General features: G+C 35.2%; 19 protein-coding genes. 14 read left to right on the top strand and 5 right to left on the bottom strand.

What is annotated here, in order from left to right:
• Positions 1 to 4: 4 nt before the first annotated feature.
• Positions 5 to 1060 carry a radical SAM family heme chaperone HemW gene (gene hemW, locus ACZ47B_RS05230; protein ID WP_464895625.1) on the bottom strand — a complete coding sequence of 352 codons (1056 nt, stop codon included), beginning with the start codon at positions 1058 to 1060 and terminating at the stop codon, positions 5 to 7.
• A gap of 56 nt (positions 1061 to 1116) precedes the next feature.
• Here hemW and ACZ47B_RS05225 point away from each other — a divergent pair, with 56 nt between their 5' ends.
• The 5 genes from ACZ47B_RS05225 to folP are packed head-to-tail and all read left to right on the top strand — an operon-like array spanning position 1117 to position 5218.
• The gene (locus tag ACZ47B_RS05225) at positions 1117 to 1590 is read left to right on the top strand and encodes an RNA pyrophosphohydrolase (RefSeq protein WP_464895624.1); all 474 of its coding nucleotides are present in this window, start codon (positions 1117 to 1119) and stop codon (positions 1588 to 1590) included.
• 43 nt (positions 1591 to 1633) lie between these two features.
• A complete protein-coding gene (locus tag ACZ47B_RS05220) occupies positions 1634 to 2836 on the top strand; it encodes an aspartate kinase (RefSeq protein ID WP_464895623.1) in 1203 nt (400 codons plus the stop codon).
• On the top strand, positions 2836 to 3390 hold the full coding sequence (locus ACZ47B_RS05215) for a HobA family DNA replication regulator (protein ID WP_464895622.1): 555 nt from the start codon (positions 2836 to 2838) through the stop codon (positions 3388 to 3390). The genes ACZ47B_RS05220 and ACZ47B_RS05215 overlap by 1 nt, the downstream gene beginning before the upstream one ends.
• Before the next feature lie 14 nt (positions 3391 to 3404).
• Positions 3405 to 4073 (top strand): DNA polymerase III subunit delta', encoded by a 669-nt coding sequence (locus tag ACZ47B_RS05210; RefSeq protein WP_464895621.1) that lies wholly within the window; start codon positions 3405 to 3407, stop codon positions 4071 to 4073.
• Positions 4070 to 5218, top strand: coding sequence for a dihydropteroate synthase (folP, locus tag ACZ47B_RS05205; protein ID WP_464895620.1), 1149 nt, complete (start codon positions 4070 to 4072; stop codon positions 5216 to 5218). The genes ACZ47B_RS05210 and folP overlap by 4 nt, the downstream gene beginning before the upstream one ends.
• Here folP and ACZ47B_RS05200 read toward each other — a convergent pair.
• Positions 5212 to 15780 carry a filamentous hemagglutinin N-terminal domain-containing protein gene (locus ACZ47B_RS05200; protein ID WP_464895619.1) on the bottom strand — a complete coding sequence of 3523 codons (10569 nt, stop codon included), beginning with the start codon at positions 15778 to 15780 and terminating at the stop codon, positions 5212 to 5214. The genes folP and ACZ47B_RS05200 overlap by 7 nt on opposite strands.
• Before the next feature lie 16 nt (positions 15781 to 15796).
• Entirely contained in the window at positions 15797 to 17344 is a 1548-nt protein-coding gene (locus ACZ47B_RS05195) for a ShlB/FhaC/HecB family hemolysin secretion/activation protein (RefSeq protein WP_464895618.1), read from the bottom strand.
• Positions 17345 to 17438: 94 nt separating this feature from the next.
• On the opposite strand from ACZ47B_RS05195, the gene ACZ47B_RS05190 reads away from it, so the two are divergent.
• Together ACZ47B_RS05190 and ACZ47B_RS05185 are read left to right on the top strand one after the other, a co-directional pair.
• Positions 17439 to 19262 (top strand): 7TM diverse intracellular signaling domain-containing protein, encoded by a 1824-nt coding sequence (locus ACZ47B_RS05190; RefSeq protein WP_464895617.1) that lies wholly within the window; start codon positions 17439 to 17441, stop codon positions 19260 to 19262.
• Complete coding sequence (locus ACZ47B_RS05185) at positions 19259 to 19954, top strand: response regulator transcription factor (protein WP_464895616.1); 696 nt, start codon at positions 19259 to 19261, stop codon at positions 19952 to 19954. Before ACZ47B_RS05190 ends, ACZ47B_RS05185 begins: the two co-directional genes overlap by 4 nt.
• Here the strand turns inward: ACZ47B_RS05185 and ACZ47B_RS05180 are convergent.
• Positions 19943 to 20410 carry a methylated-DNA--[protein]-cysteine S-methyltransferase gene (locus ACZ47B_RS05180; protein ID WP_464895615.1) on the bottom strand — a complete coding sequence of 156 codons (468 nt, stop codon included), beginning with the start codon at positions 20408 to 20410 and terminating at the stop codon, positions 19943 to 19945. The two genes, ACZ47B_RS05185 and ACZ47B_RS05180, sit on opposite strands and share 12 nt — an antisense overlap.
• A gap of 53 nt (positions 20411 to 20463) precedes the next feature.
• Between ACZ47B_RS05180 and ligA the strand changes: the two genes are divergently transcribed.
• The 7 genes from ligA (at position 20464) to cmoA (ending at position 26237) form a co-directional block, all read left to right on the top strand.
• Positions 20464 to 22434 carry an NAD-dependent DNA ligase LigA gene (gene ligA / locus ACZ47B_RS05175; RefSeq protein WP_464895614.1) on the top strand — a complete coding sequence of 657 codons (1971 nt, stop codon included), beginning with the start codon at positions 20464 to 20466 and terminating at the stop codon, positions 22432 to 22434.
• A 90-nt stretch (positions 22435 to 22524) separates the two neighbouring features.
• Positions 22525 to 22779, top strand: a complete 255-nt coding sequence (locus tag ACZ47B_RS05170; protein ID WP_464895613.1) for a hypothetical protein — start codon at positions 22525 to 22527, stop codon at positions 22777 to 22779.
• A complete protein-coding gene (locus ACZ47B_RS05165) occupies positions 22763 to 23140 on the top strand; it encodes a PIN domain-containing protein (RefSeq protein ID WP_464895612.1) in 378 nt (125 codons plus the stop codon). Before ACZ47B_RS05170 ends, ACZ47B_RS05165 begins: the two co-directional genes overlap by 17 nt.
• A 12-nt stretch (positions 23141 to 23152) precedes the next feature.
• Positions 23153 to 23863: a 23S rRNA (cytidine-2'-O)-methyltransferase TlyA gene (tlyA, locus tag ACZ47B_RS05160; protein WP_464895611.1), complete on the top strand. Its 711-nt coding sequence runs from the start codon at positions 23153 to 23155 to the stop codon at positions 23861 to 23863.
• Positions 23832 to 24659: a bifunctional riboflavin kinase/FAD synthetase gene (locus ACZ47B_RS05155; protein WP_464895610.1), complete on the top strand. Its 828-nt coding sequence runs from the start codon at positions 23832 to 23834 to the stop codon at positions 24657 to 24659. Before tlyA ends, ACZ47B_RS05155 begins: the two co-directional genes overlap by 32 nt.
• Positions 24643 to 25527 (top strand): damage-control phosphatase ARMT1 family protein, encoded by an 885-nt coding sequence (locus ACZ47B_RS05150; protein WP_464895609.1) that lies wholly within the window; start codon positions 24643 to 24645, stop codon positions 25525 to 25527. Before ACZ47B_RS05155 ends, ACZ47B_RS05150 begins: the two co-directional genes overlap by 17 nt.
• On the top strand, positions 25524 to 26237 hold the full coding sequence (gene cmoA, locus ACZ47B_RS05145; protein WP_464895608.1) for a carboxy-S-adenosyl-L-methionine synthase CmoA: 714 nt from the start codon (positions 25524 to 25526) through the stop codon (positions 26235 to 26237). Before ACZ47B_RS05150 ends, cmoA begins: the two co-directional genes overlap by 4 nt.
• On the opposite strand, the gene ACZ47B_RS05140 is transcribed toward cmoA, so the two are convergent.
• On the bottom strand, positions 26227 to 26475 hold the full coding sequence (locus ACZ47B_RS05140) for a hypothetical protein (RefSeq protein WP_464895607.1): 249 nt from the start codon (positions 26473 to 26475) through the stop codon (positions 26227 to 26229). The genes cmoA and ACZ47B_RS05140 overlap by 11 nt on opposite strands.
• Between the last annotated feature and the right edge of the window lie 2 nt (positions 26476 to 26477).

The following is a 26477-nucleotide window of genomic DNA, read 5'->3' as shown; positions in this document are numbered from 1 at the left end:
ATAATTAGTCTAAGATAAATAGTGCAATCTCATCACTTAACAAATAATCCGCATTGAAAATCTTACCCTCTTTTTGCATCACTTTATGCTCTTTTTCAAGTATGTCAACTCTATTTTTTTCACTATCTGTTAGTATATCTTTATAAAATCCCACACATGATCTAAGTCCCAAAAAAACTTTTTCCTCTTTGATTTGAGAAATATTAAGAATCTCTTTTTTGTGTAACAATGGATCTTGGATATATTTTTGTATATCTTTTTGGGGATAATATCTTGCATCTTGGTTGTATCCTACTGCTCCCGCACCAATGCCGATATAGTCATAATGCTTCCAGTAGCCAACATTGTGTCTGCAGATATATCGTCCAAAATTTGATACTTCATATCTAGGGAAACCTGCATTTTCTATCATTTCGTAAAACCACTTTTGAGTATCTATATCCTCTTTTGAACGCTCTTGTATCTTAAAAAACTTTGTATCCTTTTCAATAGTCAGCGAGTATGAGCTTATGTGATTGATAGGAAGCTTCGATGCGGTATCTATATCGTTTTGAAGAAGTTTTTCATCATCCAAAAGAGTATCATGTATCAAATCTAAAGATATATTTTTTATATCTGCTAGAAAAGCGTTTTCTATGGCTTGCAAGGCACTATTTGATGTATGGTTTCTTCCAAGATATATCAGTTTTTCATCATCAAAACTTTGCACTCCAAAACTCATCCTGTTCACACCAAGACTTTTCATGCCTTTTATCCACTCCAAAGATGCACTGTTTGGGTTGGCTTCAGTAGTGATTTCAACATTATCACTCAAGTATGGGGATATCTTTTTGAAAAAATCTTCATAAAGCTTTGGCGAAACGGTTGAAGGAGTTCCGCCTCCTATAAAAACTGATGATATCTCTTTTTTTTTCAAGCCAAATCTTTTTATCTCAAAATCTACTTGTTTTATGATGGCTTTCATGTATGAACTGCGTAAGTTAAACTTGTCCACATAAGAGTTGAAAGAGCAGTAAAAACATTTGCTGTCACAAAAAGGTATATGAAGATAGAGTAACAAATAAAACCTTAATAGTAATTTTGATAGAATTCTATCAAAAAATAAGTAAAATAGTTATGGAAAAAAAAGAAAAAAGATACAGGCCCAATGTCGCTGCGGTTATACTATCGCCGAAATATCCTTTTAAAAGTGAGATATTTGTCGCTAAAAGAAATGATGTCAAGGACAGTTGGCAATTCCCGCAAGGTGGCATAGATGAGGGAGAAACCCCAAAAGAAGCACTTTTTAGGGAATTAAAAGAAGAGATTGGAACTGACAAATTCGAGATAGTTGCCGAGTATCCAAAATGGGTAAGTTATGATTTTCCAAATATTATCGCAAAAAAAATGTATCCGTATGATGGTCAAATACAAAAGTATTTTTTGGTAAGATTGAAAACTAAAGCAAAGATAGATTTAAAAACGAAACATCCCGAGTTCGATGACTATAAATTTGTCAAATATCAAGATATATTCAAATTTGTCACATATTTTAAAAGACCAATATATAAAGAGGTTCTTAAATATTTTAAAAAAGAGGGATACTTATAAAAATGAATAATGAAAAATTAAAAATGAGAAATTAAGGTAAATAATGTTGATAGTTCAAAAGTATGGCGGGACGAGTGTCGGAAATCTCGAGAGGATAGAAAACGTCGCCAAAAGAGTAGCAAGAGCGAAAGATGAGGGAAATGATGTAGTTGTTGTTGTATCGGCAATGAGCGGTGAAACCAACAAGCTTATAGAGTATGCCAAGTATTTTAGTGACAATCCGCCTAGGCGTGAGATGGATCTGCTTTTAAGTTCCGGTGAAAGGGTTACAAGTTCGCTTTTAAGTATCGCGCTTGATGCGATGGGGTATAACTCCATAGCGCTTACAGGAAGGCAAGCCGGTATTTACACGGATGATTTGCACACAACCGCCAGGATAGACTCTATAGATTCATCAAAGATAAGAGAGCATTTGGACAATAATGAGATAGTTGTCGTCGCAGGTTTTCAAGGTATTACAAGCAGTGGCGAAGTTTCAACTCTTGGTCGCGGAGGAAGTGATCTTAGTGCCGTAGCGATAGCGGGAGCTTTAAGGGCTGATCTTTGTGAAATATATACAGATGTTGACGGTGTTTATACCACTGATCCCAGGATCGAGCCAAAGGCTAAAAAACTTGATATCATAAGTTATGATGAAATGCTTGAACTTGCCAGTCTTGGAGCTAAAGTTTTGCAAAACAGATCAGTTGAACTTGCAAAGAAACTTGATGTGACATTGGTAACAAGAAGTAGTTTTAACGACAATGAAGGAACACTCATAACAAAGGAAGAGAATATTATGGAAAAACCACTTGTAAGCGGAGTCGCACTTGATAGAAATCAAGCTAGGGTGACATTAAGAGGTGTAAAAGATGAACCGGGCATAGCTGCTAGGATATTTAACAGACTGGCTAGTGAAAATATAAATGTCGATATGATCATACAAAATGTAGGACTTGACGGAGTGACCAATCTTGGTTTTACGGTTCCGGAAAATGAACTAAGTGAAGCCAAAAGAGTCATGAACGAGCTTAATGCTTCAGAACTTTTGGAGTTCGATCCAAATATCGTAAAAGTTTCCGTAGTTGGTGTAGGTATGCAGTCTCACAGCGGTGTAGCAAGCAAAGCTTTTGATACTTTGGCAAAGGAAAATATCAATATACAAATGATTAGTACCAGTGAGATAAAAGTTTCCATGGTGGTTGATGAAAAGTACGGCGAATTAGCCGTAAGAGCTTTGCACCAAGCATACAATCTGGATAAATAATGCAAAGATTTCTTCAGTGGACACTTGAGACCATAAGAGAAGATGACTCTTTGATGAGCTGGATGGAGGAGAAGAGGTTCGAATGGGTGCCTTTGGTCTCTTCAGCTCTTAAGAGTATCCTTGTGGGTCATACATTTATCATTTTGACCGATAAAAAGAGGGAGTGGTTTGGCAAGTACTTATCCCAAAGCCTTAACGGTTTTGAGAAGAACAGGCCTCTGCTCCCGATGGTCACACTTGAAGAGCTTTGTATAAACATAGATGAGGCAAATTCAAAAGAGAAGTTATCTATGATAGAGGATATGCTTAGTGTTTCTTTTCCAAACGGTTATACATTTTTTTATATAGGTGAGAGCAATTCACCTAGAGCCAAGATAGTAAAACACAGCGAAAGAAGTTTTTTATGGGTCATGGATGAGCAGTTACAAAACAGTTTTTATCTAAATTCCGTCGATGAGCTTTTGGATATCAAGCTTATACAGCTTGCAAGACTGTTTGACAAGAGTATAAATGCTGTTTTGTTTGGTGAGATAACTATGGAAGATCTGGGATAAGTAGTTGATGGTGAATGGGTGAATGGGTGAGTAGCGGGTTGGATATATCGTCAAATATTATAGTTATTAGTGATGATTTGTCAAGTGCTAAGGAGAAGATGCTAAATGGTATAAACTCGAAACTCATAAAAATTTTTGAAAAAGATGATTTTTTGCTTGAAGATGCCAAAGATGTTACAAAAGAGGCATATATAAAAGAAGAAAAAGACAAATACATCTTAATCATAGCAAAAAGTTTCAATACTTATGCCCAAAACTCACTTTTAAAAATACTTGAAGAATCTCCTGCAAATACGATATTTGTTATCATTTCAAACTCCAAGTCAAACTTTTTACCGACAATTAGATCAAGGCTTCCGGTTGTAAACTTGAAACAATCAAAAAAAGAGAGAGAGATAGAGATAAATCTTTCAAAAATGAGCTTAAAAGATATATTTGATTTTGTAAAAGAAAACCAAAGGGTTTCAAAAAATGAGTTAAAAGAGTTACTGCAGGATATTTTTTATGAAGCTGTCCACAAATACTCCATGAAATTCAACGAAAAGGAGTTGGAAGTCTTTGAAAACGCCATAAAACTTGCAGATCTCAATACGAGGGCAGCTTTTCTTTTGAATTTGGTACTTACAACCATAATAGATAGGGAAGAATTAAAAATTAAAAATGAAAAATTGGAGTTTTTGTGAAAATCATTAAACTATCAAATAAGACGGATAAAGAGAAGATATTTGCTAAAATAGGCTCTACAAAAGAGGGAAATGCTATCTTGAAAGATAAAATGGTGTTAAACTATATCTATCTAAAAGATATAAAAAATCCGGCAGCTTTGATACTAAAACAGGATGCACTCTCTATCGGAGCTGATTTGGTAGTGCATCGCGATACCATACTTTGTAAAAATGACAAATCAGATGCTTTGCTTATAGCTACGAATGCGCAGCTAAAAAAGTTATCGAAAAAAGAGTTAAGCCAACCTTTCGGGCTTAAAGAGTTTGCCAAAGAGATAACAAAATATATCGGCAAATCCAAAAACAGTGATACTCAAATCATGGGTGTTATCAATGCAAACGATGACAGTTTTTTTGAAGGCAGTAGATTTGAAGGAAGCAGTGCTGTAAAACAGATAGAAGTAATGATTGGTGATGGTGCCGATATCATAGATATAGGCGGAGTATCTTCAAGACCGGGCAGTGAAGCCGTGAGCGAAGAAGAGGAGCTAAAAAGAGTAAAGCCCATTATAGATGAGATTTATAACTCAAAACTGTATGAGAAAGCTATGTTTTCGCTTGATAGCTACTCCCCAAAGTGCCTTGGATACGCACTTGATAAAGGTTTTAAGATAGTAAATGACATAACGGCACTTTCAAACGATGAGGCAGCAAAAGTAGCTTCGAAGTATAAGGCAAAAGTAGTTTTGATGCACATGAAAGGAACGCCAAAAGATATGCAAAAAAATCCAACTTATGATGATATTCTTTTGGAAGTTTATGATTTTTTTGAACAAAGGATAGAAAAAGCTCTTAGCTTTGGCATACAAGATATAGTTTTGGATGTCGGCATAGGATTTGGAAAAAAACTTGAACACAATCTTTTGCTTTTAAAGAATTTGGAGTATTTTTTATCTTTGGGGTATCCACTGCTTATAGGAGCAAGCAGAAAGTCGATGATAGATATGATAACTCCCTGCGAAGTAAAAGACAGACTGCCCGGAACTTTGGCTTTGCATTTACAAGCGGTAGAAAATGGAGCTGACATCATCAGATGCCATGATGTAAAAGAGCATTATCAAGTACTAAAAGTGTGGGAGGCTCTTGATAGAGCCTCTTATTGATTGATGATATAGGTATTGTTTCTTTGAGGGCTGAAAGCGTTTGAACCTATGAAAAGTACATTATTTCTATGGAGTGATTCGGTATCGAATATATTTCTTAACATGCTGTTGTAAATATCTATGAGAGTTCCGCTTACCGGTCTGTTGTCAAAAATGGAAAGATCATTATCGGAGTGTTTGTTTTGCTTCGATGCGATACCGTATATATAAGCTGAGATAAAATTGTCTGATTTTTTCGCTTTTACCGACAAGTCAGTAGTGGAAGATGCAACATATATAGGCTTTTGAGGAGTTCCAACAAAACCGTTTAACGCAAGAAGGATGATATTTCTACCTGCGGTGATATTTGGTTTTGTTGATTTGTTGCCGTAGATGTTGCTCTCCCTTGAGCGAAGCATTGTATCTCTGCCTGATTGGATTTTCGATATATAGATATCATTTTGTGCGTCAACCAAAACATCCTTGTTTGCAAATATCGAAGATGCAGGAGATTGTACAAAGTCTCCTTTCGTTTTTATATCTATACTTCCACCTCCGTTATATAGTGCATATCCATCGCCGTCAAGGTCGTTTGCATGAAGAGTTTTATCGTTGACTATCGCTATATCATTTGCCGTAGAATTGTATATATCAATGACATTGACTGAAGTGTCCAAAGCATTTTTTACTATAGCGTTATCTCCCACACCGTTTCTTGATTTGAGTAGCATTTCATTCGCTATGATATCCAAGCTGTCATCACCGTTTTGATAAATCCCTCCGTTGCTAAAAAGTGTCAATCTTTTTGGAGTTTGGATCAGGTCTATAAAGATATTGTTATTTGAACTTATATAAATATCTCCGCTTTGACTGTTTGCATTTAAAAGATTTGCATTAACGGTTAGAGGATGCAGAGCATCACCTATATCATTAGCGGCATTTAGCTGTAGATCATCGGCTGTTACGGTAGGATTGTTCTGTGCTAAGTCTATGATGCTTCCTCCTGTTTGAAGCCAGACATCATTTGCTGCTATTTGGCTCAAAGTCAAATCATTTAGCGCATTTACAAATACATTGCCGTTTGAGTGAAGAGATAATTCACCTGTCAATTCTATAGGTGTTGTAGTATCAGATGCATTGATATTGCCGCCTTGTAAGCTTGCTATATCGATTTTACCGCTATCATAGCCTGTTGGAGTAAAGGATTGTTCTACACCGTTTAGAGTAAAACTGCCAATGGTTTTTACGCCCATTTGCAAAGAGTCTGTGTGTAAATTTTTAGGGGTATTGTTTTGTATATTTAGGTGCATATATCCGTCAAGTATAGTAACATAGCCGGATGATGCCTCATTGAAAGTACCGTTTGCCAAAGCTATACTTACCAATCCTCCTGTCGGAGCTATAGGGTTTAGATATATATCATTCGTACCTATATTTTGGATATGTTCGTTTAAAGTAGGATCTGTTGTATCGTTTATGTTTAAGGCTATATCTTTGTTGCCGCTGTTTATAGCTTCATAATTTACCAAAGAGACTCCGTTTTCTCCGGTTATGTAAATGTTTCCTTTTGATATGATGTTATGTAGGTCATAATTGCTACCAATATTTGAGGTATGTGCTATGACTTCATCATGAGTGTTGCCGTTGGCATCAGTTACGGTATTTGTACTGTTCCAGTAAGCATATCCCTGATACAGTGTCAGATCTATATCATCATTTGCGATTATATTGTTTAGCAAAGAGCTATATAGTACATCACTCGGTGAGGGCTCTGTATTTGATAGAGTTGACATTCTGATACCAAGATATGTTTTACCAAGTGAAGCGGAAGTCATTGACGGGAAGTTCGTGTTTGAGCTTTGTTGTAATTCGACATTTATCCTGTTAGCCGATGTGCCTATATATCCTCTTGGGGCTTGTAAGCTTAAAGTTTCGGTTTTTATGACAGGATTACCAGTTGATAGTATATTGCCGCCTTGATTGAAAACGCTCATTTGTCCGCCGTAATTGTTGATATCTCCTTTGAAAACTATGTTCGAATTGGTAAGGTTTTTTATATCAATGGTATGAGAGAGTGTTTTGGCAACGACATTGAAATTTGAGAAATCTTCTCCGTCGTTTGTAAATATCTCTATATTGGGTTCGCCTGCATTGTCGCTTATAGTGTTGATCTTATTGACAAGAAGATTTTTATCACTATGGTTAGTAATATCAACCGAAGGATAGGAGTTGCTAAGATATATATTTGCATTACCGCTTAGCTTACCGCTTGCATCGAGAGTTATCTTCCCTATATCTTGATTGATGAGATCATTTACCGTTATATCGTTTGCTCCTAAATTTGCTGTAATTGAGCCAAGTGTACTTATAGTTCCATCCGGTGCAACGGTAAGTTTTTGAGGAGATGATGATAGTTGGTAAACATCACCATTTAGTGTTATATCGCCTTTTGAAGTGTATTCTCCTACTATATCACTTGAAGCATCGGAATGGAGTATGTGTTTAACCCACTCTTTTACTTTTTTCCAAACCCATTTTACAAACCATCCTATGATAGGGATCTTTGAGACTTTTTTGATAAGTTTGTCAACAGTCGTAAGCACCCATTGCACTATCGTATTTGATTTTGCTTCCGCATTTAGTTTGTATATACTTTCACTCTTATCGGGAGAACTTGACTTGATGTTTAAATTTCTTGTATATATCGTTGATCCGCTTTGTACATTTACATTTGAGTTTATATGGGCATTGTTTGTTACTTTTGCATAAGTCGTGCCTGTAAGTCCTGCTTTGATCTCGGCTTTTGCATAAGCATCAAGGTAGACATAATTTTGTAATGCATTTATATTGACACTGTTGTAACCGGTCAGTTTTGCTCCAGGTTTTATATCTACATTTACATTTGAAGTCACATCCAAATTTGCATAAGCCTTTGAAGTTGAATCGGCAGCTATAGTTTTTGAGTTTGAATTTATAGTAGCATGAAGATGATCAACTTTTGCATTTAGATATATGTTGTTAGCTTCTAGTTCGCTTGAAGAGTTCAGTATGATATCGATATTTTGATTGACGTTTATATTTGCTTCATTTTCATTTATGGTTTCAATCCCACCTGTTGATATGCCAGTATCACTTGAAGCATCTATATATCCTATGGCATTTGCATAAATGTCACCCTTTTTGGCATATACTTTAGTTCCGTCTCCAACGGTAATTTTAACATTGTTGTCTATATCGCTTTCAGAGAGTGTTCCTGCACCCGATATCAATCCTCCGGCTCCTCCTACGGTTGTTGAGCTTGAATCTATCCTTGAGTAAGCCAATATATCGATATTTGCATTTTGTGATTCGATTGCGTTATTGTTACCAAGATCAACCGATACATCGGCATTACTGTTGGAAGTAGCATGTGTCGAACCACCTGCGGCTGCACCATAGTTATGCCCGTTGCTTGAGGAGACTGTTTTGGAGTATGCTTTTGATTTGATATATATATCATTTTGAGTATTTAATATACTTGAGCTTCCAAAATTTACTTTTACTTTGACATTTGAATCAGCTAAAGAGGTTGAGCCTGAGCCTCCTATGAGTGAACCGGTTGCCGTAAAGGCCGCCGCTTTTACACTATTTGATGTTATAGCATTGCCGTAAAAGTCATGGTTTTCGTAAGCATTGATATTAGCATTGTTACTATATAATTGTGTGAAGTTTCCTATATCGGCACTTATATATGGGGTCCAATAACTTTTTGCATCAGACACTCCTACACTTATACCACCATAACTGTTTCCGTCAGCCTGACTCTTAACATTGCCGTTTGTGAAAGATTTGATATTGATATTGTTTGTAGCATTTATCAATGAACTGTCTCCAAAAGCTGTTACCACGGTTGGGCTTGCTTTTGCTGTACTTTCAGAGCCACTGCCGGAAGCTATTCCGCCTGAGGAAGCTTGCGAATATGTATCTATATCGGTATTGTAAATTGCACCGACATTAATATTGTCTGCCTGTAAATCCAAATTGTTTCTACCGTATGCTTTTGTTTGTCCGTACTGTAGTGTTGTTGATTCTACAGTACCGGCAGCTGCTTCTGCTATGGATGCACCATAGGCTTTGGATGAAGAGGGAAGGTCTGTTGTTGCTTGTAGATTTATATCTCCTGTTGCACTAACATGAGTGTTATTGTCTATAAAAGAATAATTCTCGTAACCTTTTAGATTCAGTATCGATACAGCTGCACCCAAGCCTACAGCCCCGGCACTACTGGCATAACTTCTAACTTTTGCTGTTGTTGTTTTAAATTCACTGGATATATTGAGGTTTTGTGTATTTATAGTATTTGAAGGCCCTACAAAAGCTCTTGTACCGGAATTTATATTGGCGATAGCCACGCCCCCGCCTATAGCAATTGTTCCTAAAGAAGCTGCTCCCGCTGCGGTATCTAAGGATATATGATCGATTGAGTTTATATTTGATGTCCCGCCTACTTTTATCTCCGAATCTCCTTGTATATCAGCATATATCGTACTTGTAGGCTGAGTTGTGGCAAATGAGTCATCCACATTTGTTTTTGTCTCATCAAATGCCGACCCATCTGTATCTCCCAACCTTCCCTCTACGATATTGCTATTTGTTTTTCCATCTGTATAAGAATTTGTATTTTCTGAAGCTGAGAGCGATTTACTGTCAATCGCATTATTTATATTCATTACTGAAACCGCTCCGGATACCGCTATGCCTCCGCCTCCAAAAGCTGCCACTTCACTGTTTCCTGTTTTTAAAGATTGGGCTTTGACGCTTAAGTCTCTTCCTGCATTTAAAGAGGTGCCGCTTCCAACTTGTGCAAGAAGTGTATTTTTTATAGTTGTTACTTCTATCGAACCGCTGACTCCGGCAAAGCCTGCTCCCAAACTCCCAAGTGTGCTGTCTGTTTTGGAATCACTGTTAGCAATGATATTTACATCTTGTTCGGCTGTTTTGTAACTATCATCTTGATTAATAGACATAGTATTACTTCCACTTTTTAAAGTATAGGCTTGTGAAGTTGCATCAATATTGTTAATAACCACCGACCCCGCGATACCTGCAGCTCCTCCAAGAGAAACCGTTCCTGAATAGTTGAGTATATCCGCATTTGCATTTGTTAGGATATTAGTTGATTTTTTAGCATTTAGTATGCTGTTATCCGCATGAGCTTTTACACTTTGGTTGATTTTGTTTACTGTTACCGAACCGCCTATGCCGGCTACTGCTCCCCCTGAAAGACCGCCTGTAATAATCCCGATTCTTGTACCGTCTTTTTTAGTACCCAAATTTGTAGTATCATTAGCCAATATATCTATGATACCATTACTGTATGTTTGTGCATTGTTAAAATAAGATTCAACCATATCATCAACATTTACAACTGAAACTGAGCCTTGAAGAGAGGCTACTCCACTAAAAGAACCGCCTACGACTACATTGTTGATCCATTTATAATCATCACTTCTTGTTTGAATTTTGCTATTTGCATATAAAGTTGAGCTATCTATGTAAGATCTGTTTTGATTTTTTAGAGTTGTTACCACAACAGAGCCGCCAAAAGAAGCATCCCCACCTATAGCAAGCCCTCCTATAGCGCTATCTATATCATCAAGCAGCAAAGAACGCACTCTGACATCTTGTAAACTTGAGGCACCATTGTTGGAGCCATTTATGGTTGAGCTGTTTTCGATATAAGAAGAAAGATCGTCTTTTATCAAATTTACCGCTGCACTGCCTACTATAGCCGTACTTCCTCCCCCACCAAGTGTTGCGGTTCTTATCTGGATATTTTCTTTTGCCAAAGAGAGCATATCCAAGCCATTTACCACTTCATTATTTCCACTTGAATCACTTTTTAAGACAGATAAAGTATTGCCGTTGCCTTTTGCGTTTACGGTAGAGTTTGAAATATAAGTTTTTATATTGTTTGCCAAATTATTTGCTACTGCAGTGCCTCCAAGTCCAAAAGTACCTGCTATCGCACCGGCTCCACCCCAAGTAGTCAAGTCATTGGCTTCAAGTGCTTTCATGGATAGTGTTTTTTCTACATTAAATACACTGTTTAAAATATAAGAGTTAAGAGTATCGCCTACGGTGTTAACAACAACACTTCCGGCAAGTGCCGCTGTTCCAGCGCCACTTCCTCCAACTGAGAGCGTCTTTATACTTTTGTCGCTATTTGCAATTATTTTACTGTTTGCATTACTTGAGGCAACAGTATTTTCTAAATATGCCAAAAGAGTGTTTTTAATGGTATTTATAAGAACCGAAGCTCCAAGTCCGGTAGAACTTGCAAAAGCACCGCTTCCGCTGTTTGCTTCAATATCTGAATTATCAAGTGCTTTTACATTCAAATCACCGCCACTTTGTATCCCGTTACTTTTTTTGCCAGATATATATGCATCAATAGAACTTTCTATATCATTTAAAACAACACTTATAGCTCCTGCCATACCATCCAAAGCTCCAGCGGCGGCTGCGGCATAAATTTTTATATCACTTGTCATGCTTGATAACAACGATATACTTCCACTTGATGTGACATCGCTGTTTAAAAAGTAAGACTCTGTATCATCTTTGATACTGTTTTTGGCAAATGACGCCCCAACTCCGGCTGAGCCTCCAAGTACTGCCGCACCTGCTATTGATTTTATAGACGGTGTGTCATCTGAACTTAACGAAATATCTGAGTTTGTAGTCACATCTGAACTGTTTGTTATATATGAGAGTGTATCGTTTTGGATATCATTTATGGAAACTGAACCTGCAAGTGCCAATTTTGAACTCCACGCAAAGCTTCCACTGGCACTTATGGAATTGATACTTCCTGTATTTGTTGCATCCATTGTTAGTTTATTTATATTTAGTGTTGAATTGTCTATAAAAGATTTTGCACTGCTAGCCAAATTATTTTGACTGTATGAACCTGATAATCCAACAGATGAAGTACCTATGGTAACTGAGCCTGTAAAACTGTCTATTTTATTGTTGTTGTTTGCTCTTAAAGTAAGATCATTTGCATTTGTATTTGCATTAAATACAGAGTCTTTTATGGAAGCTTCTGCATTGTCCGAGATATTATTTAAAGATACATCACCGGATATCCCCACACCAAAACCACCGCCACCATCAGGCGCACTGCCACTACTTCCTGTTGGTGCTTCTTCTACCGGAGGTGCATTAATTGCTCCAGCCAATGAATAAGCGCCTATAAGACCTGTGTTATAAGCTTTTAGATAATTATCACCTGATGTTACATAAGAATTTATAGTTGAGCCTGTAATCCTTGCATAAGTATCTCTGCTTATATTATTTATTGACACTGAAACTCCAACTCCTACATTTGATGCTTTTGTTACACCACCTGTGATATTGTAAATAGTAGCATCATCTGTAGATTTAAGTTTTAATATGTCATGATAACTGCTATTTGTCGGATCATCAAGGACTATAGTAGAGCCGTCTATGCTCGTATGTGTTTCATTGTTGATTCTTAGATATGATGCCGAGCCTGATACTCCAAATTTTCCGGCACTCCCTCCTGCTTCTGCTATGGAGATATTTTTTGTCACGCTATCAGCTTTTAAAGATAGCGTCTTGGATTTTGTTTTTGCTCCTGATTTTATGGACGATGTTGTAGTATCATCATACAAAACATCAAGATACGAGCCTCCTATGCTACCTTTTCCTCCTCCTGCACCTATGCCTTTCAATCCAAATACTCCGGAGAGATTTAAACTCTGCAGATCTGTCTCAGATAGAAGTGTAAGATTTGCAAAGTTTTGTGTAGTTTGATTGATTTTTGCATTGCTATCTATATATGAATTTGTATTGTTTTTCATGTGGAATATATTGACTGAACCGGCAATAGCTACTTTTTCTCCAGATGAATTACTTTGTGTCCAAGTTGTAAAAAAGCCACTTTGAATTCCTAAGTTTGAATTAAATTTATCTGTTATGTCAGATACACCGGTAATTTGATGCCATAGTATTTCATAAGGAAGATATGTTTTTGAATGCAGATATATATCGCCATCACTATTAACAATAGTATTTTTGCCTATATATGCATTTGTATTATTGTTTATGTTTGTATAAAGAAGTGCGCCAGCAGCTGAGTTGTTTTTTGTATCTGTGTTAGAACTATCAACTGTTGCAATAGCGCTGGATTTTATGCCTTTTGAACCATGCTCTAAATCTATAGGATAAGCGGTTACGGCTTCTATGTTTAGCTGATTTGAAGTAGTCACTTTTGCACCATCTGCTATATAAGCATTAGTATTTGTGCTATGATCTCCGTATGCAAAAGCTGCAGATATAGCATAAGGGGCTGTACTGCTTCCTGATTGAGCTGATGGAATCAAATTTGTATATTTGCTAAGTTTATCTAAAACATGATTTGCTACTTTTACTGCAGCTTTCGTAATCAAGCCATTTCCTACTGCGGCAGAAGCAGATGATTTGACCAGGTTATTGTTTGTGGTTGCTTTTACATTTAAATTATTTGCACTTATCACTCCTCCCGCTATTGCATAAGTTGAAGTGGTTGATTCTGATATTGAAACAGCTGCCCCCAATGTTCCATCCGCATAGGCACCGGCAAGTGCACTTGATTGGATGGTTTTATCTGAAGTTGCTTCTATGTTGACGCCCCCACTGTTTGCTGTAACGGAAGCCCCGTTTTGAACTTCACTTTTGGATGTGGTTGTATTTTTGGCATAAGATAGCGTAACATTTACTTTTGTTCCTCTTGAACCGCCTAGATTTATCGTATAAGCTTTAACCTTATTGTCAGTTGTTGCATGAGACTTGATATCAATATTTCCAGTATTTGCCATAATGGAAGCTCCGTTTTCTATCGTTGTTACAGCACTTGCTGTTGATTTACCGTATCCTACCGCAGCTCCTGCAAACACAGTTAATACATTACCGTCTGTAGTTGCTACTGAGTTAATATTTACACTGTTTCCTGTAATGGAAGCCCCGTTTTGTATATCTACTGAAGCATCAGCGTTGGTTATACTAACTCCCGCAGGAGATATTGGACTGTTTGCCAAAAATGTTAAAGCTTGATCAGTTGCAGTTGAAGTTCCATTTAAATTATCAAAATGATTTGTTGAAGTAGCAGTAGAAGTTATATCTATCTTGTTACCTGTTAAAATAGCTTTATGTATAACAATATTTGAGATTGCGGATGTAAATATATCATTTTTTATCGTTGTAGCATTAAGTGTTATATCTCCACTGCCTGCATCAAGTCTTGAGTTATCCAAAAGAAATATGGAAGGTGCGCTAAAATCAATATCTCCTCCATTTGTAGTGATACTCACACCATTTTTTAAAGTGATAGAGCTATCAGCTAAAGCAGTATAATTTGTATTTGAGAGTGTTACATCACTTGTAATATCTAATATATTTGGATCTATTAAAAAAGTACCTTTTTTACCATTTCCAAATAAATCTACCTTACTCCCGTCAAATATGACTTTATCTTTTGCACTGACTTCCGCAAAACCTCCATCGCCTGATATACTGCCGCCTTTTGCGGTATATGATGCTCCTTTATCAGAGTAAGTCAAGTTATTAGAAAATACGCTTATATATCCGCCGTTTCCTTGTTTGTTTGCATTTGAAACGAGATTTGCTTTATTTAATATAAAAGCGTTGTATTGTGCCTTTACTTCTATCTTTCCGGCTTTTTTACCATCTACGGCTGATGTGTCTATCTTTGAGGATACCAAAGCATTTCCTTTTGCTCCGGTTAGCATAATCTTCCCATTTACGTTTTCAAGTTTTACGGCATCATTTAGCGAGTCGGTATTGATGACATTGTCTATGATCTCTCCTGCGTACTCTTTTGGTATGGCTATGGGAGCATCTGCGTTATCACCGGTATTTTTGTAGTCATACTTGACCAAACCGTTTGAATCAAACTGTATATAAAAGTTATCCGTTGCACCTATGCTCACTCGTCCCGCTTTTGCAAGGATGGTCCCTTCACTTGATACAAAAGGAGATGCAAGTATGACAAAACCCTCCGGAGATACAGTGATAGAGCCTTTTTGTATGATATAACTGCTTGGTAAATTTTTTACCTGGTTAAATTGATAATTGCCTTTTAAAAAGTTTTCATTGCTTATATCTAGAGTAGTAGCAAGAAAACTGTTGGCATTTACCTGTGAATTAGCTCCAAAATATATACCCGCCGGATTTACCAAGAAAAGTCTTCCGTTTGCGTTTAAGGAGCCAAGTATGGAAGATGGATTGTTTACATTTGTTACTCTGTTTAGTACAACTGATGAGCTTGAAGGCTGGATAAATCTGACTGCTTCATTTTTGCCTATATTGAAGCTATTGTAATTAATGATAGCTTTATTGGATGTGGTTATATTTAACTTTTGTAGTATTTTGGTAAATTTTGCGGTTCCTGCTACTACTTTTTGCCCAGACGGAAGTGCCTGTACATCTATAGGAAGCATCACTATGGCAATACTTATCACTAAAGATATATGCTTTTTGAAACTTAGATTTATAAAGTTGTTTATATAGTATTTCATTTTGATTCTCCTTGATTTACCACAGTTTTGCACTGAGCCACAGGTATACTTTTGCATTGTTATCAATATTTGAGCTTGATGAATGCAAAGGAAAACCTACGCTTAGTCTTGCAAAATATTTTTTCTTTATGTTTAGCATCATTTCAACGCCTGAGCCTAAAAGTGAGACAGATTTTTCTTCTCCCGGTACCGGGTCATTTGCGTATGCTTTTGCATAGTCCGTAAAAAGACCGAGAGTGACCCCGTCTTTTAGATAGGCATTTTTGAAATAGGGTTTATAAAACCACTCCAAAGATGCTCCATATCCGTAATCTCCCAGTTTTACCGCACTGTCATATCCTCTTACACTGCTTAGTCCGCCGATAGTGAACATTTCCGAAAGAGGAAGTCTGTCAGAACTATATTGAGAGTTGAGGTTCAATTTTATATTGTTTTTTGTATTTATGTATCTGTTGTATTCTATATTTAAGTTGTATCTTGTAAAAGTAGCGACTTCATTGAGCCTGCTTCCAAAAGATACATCTCCGCTAAAACCTTTTGTGATCAAAAAATTCAAACTTGTAGCATCAAAAACCCTTGTATGCTGCCAATTGGCTGACAATTCAACTGTATTTATATTGTTTTTAGAAGAGAGCGATCCTAAAAGATAGCTTTTTGTATCTTTTTTATTGTAAGTCAGTGATAAGTCAAGTTTGTTTGATGGTGTGCGAACTAGAGGCTGTAAAACACCAAAAGAGTAAATGTTGGTATCACCTTTTAGCTCGAGCACGGCAAAATCACCCGAAGCTATATAATTTGCATACATATACCCCAGAGTCAATCTTGTAAAGTAACTATTTAACGGAGTCGTTTTGTAATTTACTCTAAACAACTTGGTGTTTGCACTGTTTAACCCTATGGTAGCAAGTATATCACTCTCATCTCCTTGAGACAGAAAATTGCCGTATGATACATCTGCCGAAGCTCTGTATCTTGAAGTATCTTTTGAACCAAGATTGTCAAATGACAAGTATCCGTGGAAAGGTTTTGTATCTTTTATAAGCAGATTTACATTTGTTTGAGCGAAGTTTTTGCCTTTTTTTAGATATGATTTTACTTGAAGGTCATTGTATTCGTTTAACAGCATAAGTGATTTTATGAGTTTGTTATAGTTGAAGAAAGAGTCCTTTTTCAAACCCGTATGTTTTAGTATGAATTTTTTTGTAAAATATTTATTGCCCGTTACTTTTACGTCCCCGGTTTTTGCTTTTATGACTTTGTATCTTAGTATCCCTCCGCCTAGATCTTGAGCCGGAAGTATGACTTTTACAAAAAGATGGCCTTTGTCATGATAAAAGGATGTTATACGACTTTTTATCTTTTGGATGTCCTGAAGAGTTATATTTTTGTTGAAGTATGGCTTTACTATCTTTTGCAAGGAAGTTTTTTCATCTTTTGTCAAATTTCCGTCAATAAGTATCTTTTTTATGAAAACAGTTGAAACGGCCGCTTCCAAAGATAATGCTAAGATCATTAAAGTTATCACGAAGATTTTTATGATCGTTTTAAATGATTTATTTGGCATAACTATCCTTTCAAGTAACTTTTTTGTTACTTTTTAAAACTTTATCATAAAGTTGTCGGAAAAGTGTCGGAAAACTATATGATATAATTTTGTTATGAAACCAAAAAATGTAGTATGGATTTTTATATTTTTATGTATGGCAAATATCATATTTGCAAGTACCCTCAAACTTGATGATAAAAAAGATATTGTAAACTTTGAGTTGGGATACTTTCATGACAGGACAGGTAAACTCGATATAAAAGATGTGAAAAAAATAAGAAATTTAAAAAAGATAAACAACAGTTTCTCTTTTGGGTATGAAAAAGGTAATATCTGGCTTAAATTTTCTGCTATAAACACTCTTTCTAAAGAAATCTCAAAAGTGATATATTTTAGTGAAATTTTTTACAATGTATTTGACTTTTATGTACTAAATGCTTCAGGTAAATTGATAAATATAAAAAGATTTGGTTTGCTTGAAAGAGGAAAGACAAAAGATATACCTATCGCATTTAGGGTATCTTTTAAACCCTATGAAAAAAAGATCATTTTTGCAAAGCTAAATTCCGTCTACAGTATAGTCGGTAGTTTGAAGATCTTGAATCCTGAAACTTTTATGGTTGAAAGAAATCATCAAAACTATTTTTACTTTGTATATTTTGGAGTATTTTTGACGGTATTTATATACAATTTTTTTCTATATTTATACTTGAAAGACGCAAACTACCTTATATATGTCACATATATCAATACTTTCTTCATACTTGTTCTGCTCTACAGCGGTTTTATATTTTATTTTATCGATCCGATATATTACAATAAGATCCAAGTGGCATATCCCGCGACATTTTTTATCCTCGCTATATTTACAAAGAGGGTTTTGAAAGTAAAAAGACATTTGCCTCTATATGACAGGATCGTCGATGTGATAAATATATGTTTGATCATATCGATGGTATGGGTATTTTTAGATATAGATACGGGTTTTTTCGTTTCAAACCTTATTGCCACCACTCAGCTTTTTGTACTCTTTATCATAGGTATAATATCGGTAAAATACAACACTATCACTGCCAAACTTTATATGATGGCTATAGGTTTTTTTATAATCGGTATGTTGGTTTTCAATGTTGTTATACTGATGTTCGGGTTTATGCCTTACAATATAATCACAAGAAACATTCCATTGGTAGGTTCGATGCTTGAAATGATATTTTTATCTTTGGTTTTAGCCAGTAAGATTTATAATTTGAAAAACGATATGATAAAAGCAAATGAAAAACTTTTAAATATCAAAACAAACCAAAACAGACTCCTTGCACTAAAAGTCGAAAGTCAGACAAAAGATATAAAACTCCTTTTGTCAGAATTGAATCATAGAGTGAAAAATAATTTTCAATCGATTTTATCCTTTTTGCATATCCAGAAAAGATCATTTAATGATCAAAATGTTACAAGAGCATTTGATGTAGCTTCAAAAAGAGTTATGGCTATATCTTATATACATGAACTATTGCACAACGAGCCAAAAAAATCATTTTCTTTCAAGATGTATATAGAAAATTTTATAGAGCTACTTTTCAGGGATAAAAAAGAGATAAAAAAGGATATCAAGATATCAAGTATTGAAGTTTCTACAGATGATATTATGACACTTGGTATGATCTTGAACGAACTTATAACCAACAGTTACAAGCATGCTTTCTTAGATACTGAAAAACCTTTTATAATTATAAAATTTTACCAGGAAGAGGATTATAATGTCCTATACTACAAAGATAACGGTTGTGGTATATCTGAAAATGACATACAAAAAAAAGAGAGATCAGGGTATAAAATCATAAAGGCATTCGCCTATAAGTTAAAAGATAGCTCCATAGAGTTAAAAAACAGTGATGGGCTTACATGTGTCATAAGATTTAAAGGATTGAAATGACGAAAGAAGATATAAAAGTCTTGATAGTTGATGATGAACCGATGATCACCCTTTTTATACAAGATATAGTAATGCAGGAGGGGTATACAGATATAACCATATCGCATGACTCACAAAGTGCGGTAAAAATCATAAAAGATAAAAAACCGGATATCATCTTCATGGATATCAACATAAGTGGTCCCCAAGATGGCATAACTATCATAAAAAACCATATAAACAGTGACAATACGGTAGTTTTTTATATAAGTGCATACAATGACCCATACATCATAAATGAAGCACTAGAAAGTCATCCTTACAACTATCTTGTAAAACCCATAAGTGAAAACGATATAAAGATTTCACTAGGAGTCGCTTGTAACAGGCTGTGCAGAAAAATCGAAACACAATGTGATAAAAACAGTCAAATTGTATACCTGAGCGATAAATTGCATTATGATAAAAATCAAAAAAAACTTTTTTATGAAAATGATGAAATTTTACTTAGTAACACGGAAACAAAAGTAGTGGATTTTTTCATGCAAAATTTAAACATAAATATAACTTGTCAAATGCTAAGAGAGTTTGTTTGGATCAAAAGAGATATCGCCGATACAACCATAAGAGATACTATAAGCAACTTGAGAAAAAAGATACCCCACTTGCCTATAAAGACAAGATTTGGTTCGGGGTATATGCTAAAAATTTAAACCCTCGAGTTTTAAAAGTTTTCTTTTTGTATCCAAGCCTCCGCTATATCCCCCTATGGTCCCGTCTTTTGCTATGACTCTATGGCAAGGCACTATGATAGCTATGGGGTTTTTACCGTTTGCGTTGCCTGCAGCTCTTGAAGCTTTGATATTGCCGGCTCTTTTGGCTAGTTGCTGATAGGATATGGTTGAGCCATAAGGAATCTTTATGAGTTCGTTGTAAACTCTTTCTTGAAAAGGGGTAGCTTTTATCTTTAATGGGATATCAAAGACTTTCAACTCTTTTTTAAAGTATCTTTCAAGCTGACTTATAACATTTGCAAATGCCTCTTTGTTGTTTTTCCAATTTTTATCGATATTTTGATCTTTGTAAAACTCCAAACCTTCAAGATAGCCATTGTCCCCATAAAGTAAAATATCACCTACCAAACTATTCTTGTATATGGTATAAAACATAATACAGCCTTTTTGTGCTAAAATTTGAGATAATTTTATCATAAAGAGACATCATGACCAAAGAAGAGTACAAAAAAAACGTAGAACTTTTGAAGAAATGGGCTGAAGCTTACTACACTGAAGACAACCCCATAGTAACCGATGAAGTGTATGACAAGCTTTATAAAGAAGTTGAAAAGTTTGAGCAAAAGCACCCAGAACTTATAGATCCGACTTCTCCTACGCAAAAAGTGGGGGGAGAAATTTTGGAAGAGTTTGAAAAAGCGAAGCACTTGAGCAGAATGTGGTCTATGGAGGATGTTTTTGATGATAAAGAGCTTGAAGAGTGGATAGACAGGGTTTATAAAAATGTAGGTATTTGCGAATTTTACTGCGAGCCCAAGTTTGATGGTGCAAGTTTAAATCTCATATATGAAAACGGTAATCTTAAACAAGCCATCACAAGAGGCGATGGAGTAGTCGGAGAAGATGTCACGCATAATGCAAAAGTTATAAACTCTATCCCAAAAATGATCAAATACGATCCTCTTATAGAGATAAGAGGGGAAGTTTTGATGCCAAAAGATGAGTTTGAGAGGTTAAATGAAGAGAGGTCAAAAAAAGGTGAACCCCTCTTTGCCAATCCAAGAAATGCCGCAGCAGGAAGCATGAGGCAACTTGATAGTTCCATAACTGCAAAAAGAAAACTGGTTTTTCAAACATGGGGAGTAGGGGTAAACTCTCTACCTTATAAAAAACTTTCCGATATGATGAGTTTTGTTTACTCTCTTGGTTTTAGAGCACCTCCAAAAAGAAAAGTTTGTGAAAATTCAAAAGAGATCGAAGAGATATATAAAGAATTCGTCCATATCAGAGATAGTTTGGATGTGATGCTTGATGGAGTTGTGGTAAAAGTAAACGATATATCTTTACAGGAAAAACTAGGATATACGGTCAAATATCCAAGATGGATGTGTGCATACAAGTTTCCGGCGATTGAAAAAATGACAAAGATAAAAGATGTGATCTTTCAAGTGGGAAGAACCGGTGTGGTAACTCCTGTGGCAGTTGTAGAGCCGGTCAATATAGAAGGAGTTGTAGTTGAAAGAGCTACTCTTCATAACTTCGATGAGATTAAAAGAAAAGATATCAGGATAGGCGATACCGTTATCATCATAAGAAGCGGTGATGTTATACCAAAGATCATAAAGGTACAAAAAGAGTTTAGAAACGGAAGTGAAAAAGTTGTCATAAGACCTACTCATTGTCCGGTTTGTGGAAGTGAACTTTTGGATGAGGGGATTTTGCTCAAATGTCAAAACCTTTTGTGTGAAGCAAGAGTGGTAAATTCCATCATATATTTTGCAAGTAAACAGTGTCTAAATATCGATGGACTTGGCGATAAAATCGTCAAACTTTTATATGAAAAAGGAGTTGTAAAAAGTGTTTTGGATCTTTTTGAGATCAAAAAAGAGGAACTTTTGAAGCTCGAAGGATTTAAAGAGAAAAAGGTAAATAATCTTTTAAACTCTATAGCTGACGTAAAAGGAAGCGAGTGCTGGAGATTTGTCAATGCTTTGGGGATTGAGCATATAGGGGAAGTGGCAAGCAAAAAAATATGCCAAACTTTTGGACTTGGATTTTTAAATGTTACAAAAGAGCAACTACTTGCTATAGACGGTTTTGGTGAAGAAATGGCGGAGTCATTTTTGGAATTTTTAAGAGTTAACAAAGATTTGGTTGAAAAACTTCTTCACATCATAGAGCCTAAAGAGCCCGTAAAAGAAGAGGTAAAAGAGTCATTTTTTACAGGAAAGACCGTAGTATTAACAGGAGCTATGAGTGAACCAAGAGATAGTATAAAAGAAGAGCTTGAAGAGCTTGGAGCAAAAGTGACAAGTTCTGTCAGTAAAAAAACAGACTTTGTCATATATGGTGAAGACCCCGGCAGTAAGCTTGAAAAAGCAAAAAAGCTTGGAGTTGGCATAATGAGTGAAGAAGAGATGAGAGAAATCGTGAGTAGCTTGCCTGCTACCAATCTTTGATTGGGAGGCAGGTGAGTCGTGAATTTAAAATATTGACAATGTTACCATATTTATATATAATATATTTAGTATATATAAAAAGGATACAAAATGCTTAGTATGGGTGTGGGTGAAATCCAAAAAAACAGTGGTATATTTTCTAATATTTCCGAAACTATACAGATAGTAGATAAGCGAAAAAAAAGAGTTCTTGCTATGGTTTATCCGGTTAAGACAAATAGTGTCATAGATAAGTTAGCCGGTAAATATAAAAATAGTATAAAAGATAGTAATATGGATTTAAATAAAATTAAAAAATTAGCTATGCAAAAAGCTATGGAAGAGAAGTATGGTTTATCTAATTGATGCCAATATCATTATAAGATTTTTAGTTGGAGACCATCAAGGGTATTTGGAAAAAAGTATCAAAATCTTTAAAGATATCGAACAGGTAAAAATGCAAGTAGAGATACTTGACGGGGTTTTGATGGAAGTATTTTTTGTATTGACAAAGTTTTATAAACTTCCTAAAAAGAGCGTGATAAACGATCTTAAAACTATCCTATCTTTAAATGGTGTAGTCAATACCGATAAAACTATCCTGTTTGAAACTCTTTCACTTATAGAAAATAAAAATATCGATTTTGTAGATGCTCTTATATGTGCAAAAAGTAAGCTTCAAGGGTATAAAAAACTAAGTTTTGACAACGATCTTAAAAAGTATTAAGATAAAGTAGATATGAAAAGATTAGATCTATTTTTAGTAGAAAAAGGTTTTTTTGATAGTAGAAACAAGGCAAGTGAAGCCATAAAAAAATCAAATGTTAAGGTAGATGGCAAGATCATCTCTAAGCCTTCGTTTTTAGTGGATGATGAGAGTACTTTAGAAATCCTTGAGGAAAAAAGTTATGTCAGTAGAGCCGGATATAAGCTAAAAGAGTTTTTAAAACAACATTCCCTAAATCTAAAAGATAGCGCTTGTCTTGATATAGGAAGCAGTACCGGAGGTTTTTGTGAAGTGTTGCTCGAATATGGTGCAAAAGAAGTATATGCGGTTGATGTAGGAAAAGATCAGCTGCATTCACGCTTGAAAAATGACCTAAGGATCAAGTCATATGAAGAGTGTGATATAAGAGAGTTTGAAAGTGATAAAAAGTTTGATATGGTAACTTGTGATGTATCTTTTGTTGGGATTAGCCATATATTTCCAAAGATAAAAGAGTTTGCAAGAGATAAGATCATTATCCTTTTTAAGCCTCAGTTTGAAGTAGGAAAAGATGTAAAAAGAGATAAAAGAGGAGTTGTAAAAGATCAAGCAGCTATCAAAAGAGTCATGCAAAAGTTTGAATCATCTCTTGTGTCGCAAAACTTGAAGCTAATCACCAAAGAGATATCCAAGATAAAAGGTAAAGAGGGCAATGTCGAGTACTTCTACTATATCCAAAGATAAGATAAAAAGCATAGCTATAGGGGGATTTGACGGGATTCATTTAGCCCATCAGGAACTTATAAAAAAAGCCCAGGCTTTGATGATAGTATCCAAGTATGATTCAAATTTGACCCCGGGTGAATATAGGTGTAAATTTGTAAAAAAGCCCTGTTTTTTTTATGATCTTAATAAGATAAAAAAACTAAGTTGTGTTGGATTTGCAGAGTTTTTAAAAAATGAATTTAAAAACTTGGAAAAAATCATAGTGGGGTATGACTTTAGGTTCGGATATAAAAGATTATGCGGGATTGATGACTTAAGAGAGTTTTTTGCCGTAGAGGTCGTGGGTGAGATAAAGGTTGATGGTATATCGGTTCATTCAGGAGTCATAAGAGAATTTTTAAAAAAGGGTGAGATAAAAAAAGCAAATACACTTCTTGGAAGAGCTTACAGTATAAAAGGAACACTCATAAAAGGGCAGGGTATAGGCAAAAAAGAGTTAGTACCCACTATCAATCTATCGGTATGTGATTTTCTGCTCCCCAAAAACGGAGTATATGCTTCAAAGATCTTGATAAACGACAAGTTGAAAAATTCAGTGACGTTTATAGGCATCAGGGAAACAACAGATGGATGCTTCAGTGTTGAAACTTATGTAATCAATGAGGATATCAAGCATATCTCAAATGATGTGGAACTATTTTTTTATGAAAAGATACGAGACAATAAAAAATTTGACTCTTTGGATAAGTTAAAACAGCAGATACAAAAAGATATAAAAACAGCAAAGGGGCTATTGGGTGAATATAAAAAATGATTGTCTTGTTTGTATATACAATCAAGCTTTAAAAACCGCTAAAAATTTGCATTGTGATGATAAATTGACAAAAAAGATTATGGATGATACCGCAAAGATACTTTTAAAATATGATCTTGATGTAACACCTCCTTTTATAGCTAAAGATGTCTATAAAAAAATATCAAAAAGAGTAGGTAAAAAAGACCCACTTGAAAAGATAAAAGAAAAAAGTACAAAAGAGGCTAAAAAGTTAGAGTCTTTTATAGAAAATAAGATACAAAGTAGTAGTGATAAACTACTTGCTGCCATAAGAGCTGCAATAGCCGGTAATGTCATAGACTTTGGCGCTCAAAAAGAGTTTGACCTTAAAGAGGCGGTAGAGGAAATATTTGAAAAAGAGTTTGGGGTATGTGACTATGAAAAGTTTAAGAAAGATTTGAAAAAAGCAAAACTTATACTTTATATCGCTGACAATACAGGAGAGCATATATATGATAAGATATTGCTTCAAGTTCTAACTGAACAATATCCCAAAAAAAAGTTTGTATATGTTACAAGAGGAAAGCCCATCATCAATGATGTAACGATAAAAGAGGCAAAAAGGGCGAAGATAGATAAGATTTGTAAAGTTGTAAGCAGTGGAGTTGATACACCCGGTCTTGTTCTTGATAGAGCCAATGAAAAATTTAAAAAGCTTTTTGAAACAAGTGATATGATTATAGCCAAAGGTATGGGAAATTACGAAACACTATACGGCGTTACGGATAAAAATATCTACTTTTTATTTAAGATAAAGTGTAATGTCGTAGCAGATAGCTTAAAAAGGGAAATAGGTGATATCATGCTTTTACAAAATAAAAAATCAAAAGTGAAAAATAAAAAATGAAAGAGATAGATAAAGTTTTTGCCAAAGAGATAGATAAGCAGTTTGAGTTTGATGAAGAGGTTGCTACTGTATTTGATGATATGCTCGTAAGATCAGTACCTTTTTACAAAGAAGTTTTATCCTTGATCTCTACTTTGGTGGATAAAAATACAAAAGAGAATGACACTGTTTGTGATCTTGGCTGTTCTACAGCTTCTACGCTTCTTGAGATATATGCTAAAAGCAATAAGAGACTCAATCTTACAGGCATAGACAATTCAAGTGCCATGATAAAAAGAGCCAAAAGAAAAGTTGCGGCTTTTGGAGCTGATATAGAGATAAAAGAGGGTAATTTTATCTCTGATAGTATACCACCTTCTAAAATCATTCTTGCAAATTATACTTTGCAGTTTGTAAGACCTGCCAAAAGAGAGGATGTTGTAAAAAAGATATATGACTCACTTGAGGATGAGGGTATATTTATCTTCAATGAAAAGATTATATATGAAGATAAAAAGCTCAATAAACAGATGATAGATATATATTATGACTTTAAAAAAGAGAAGGGCTACAGCGAGTACGAGATAGCTAAAAAAAGAGAAGCTTTGGAAAACGTTCTTATCCCATACACTGAGGAGGAAAATATATCTTTGGCAAAATCAGTCGGTTTTAAAAAAGTTGATACTATCTTCAAGTGGGCTAATTTTGCCTGCTTCCTTGCTAAGAAGTAAAAAGTTCCGGCTTTGTTTTTCTTATATGCTTTATAACTTCTATGATCTCCTCCACTCCCATTTCACCATCATCATTGTTTGCGTAAAATTCATCTATACCGTTTAGGTATATCTCTATGGCATTTTTGAAATGCTCTTTTTTAAGCCCGGCAAAATAAAATGCAACCTCAAGCATATCAACAAGTTGTGTTGAAAGCTCTTCTATCTCTTTTTCCGCTTCGTTTAGTTTATCCTGCATAT

The sequence above is a fragment of the Thiofractor thiocamini genome (assembly GCF_055384375.1).
This window is presented reverse-complemented; position numbering and strand designations above follow the sequence as displayed.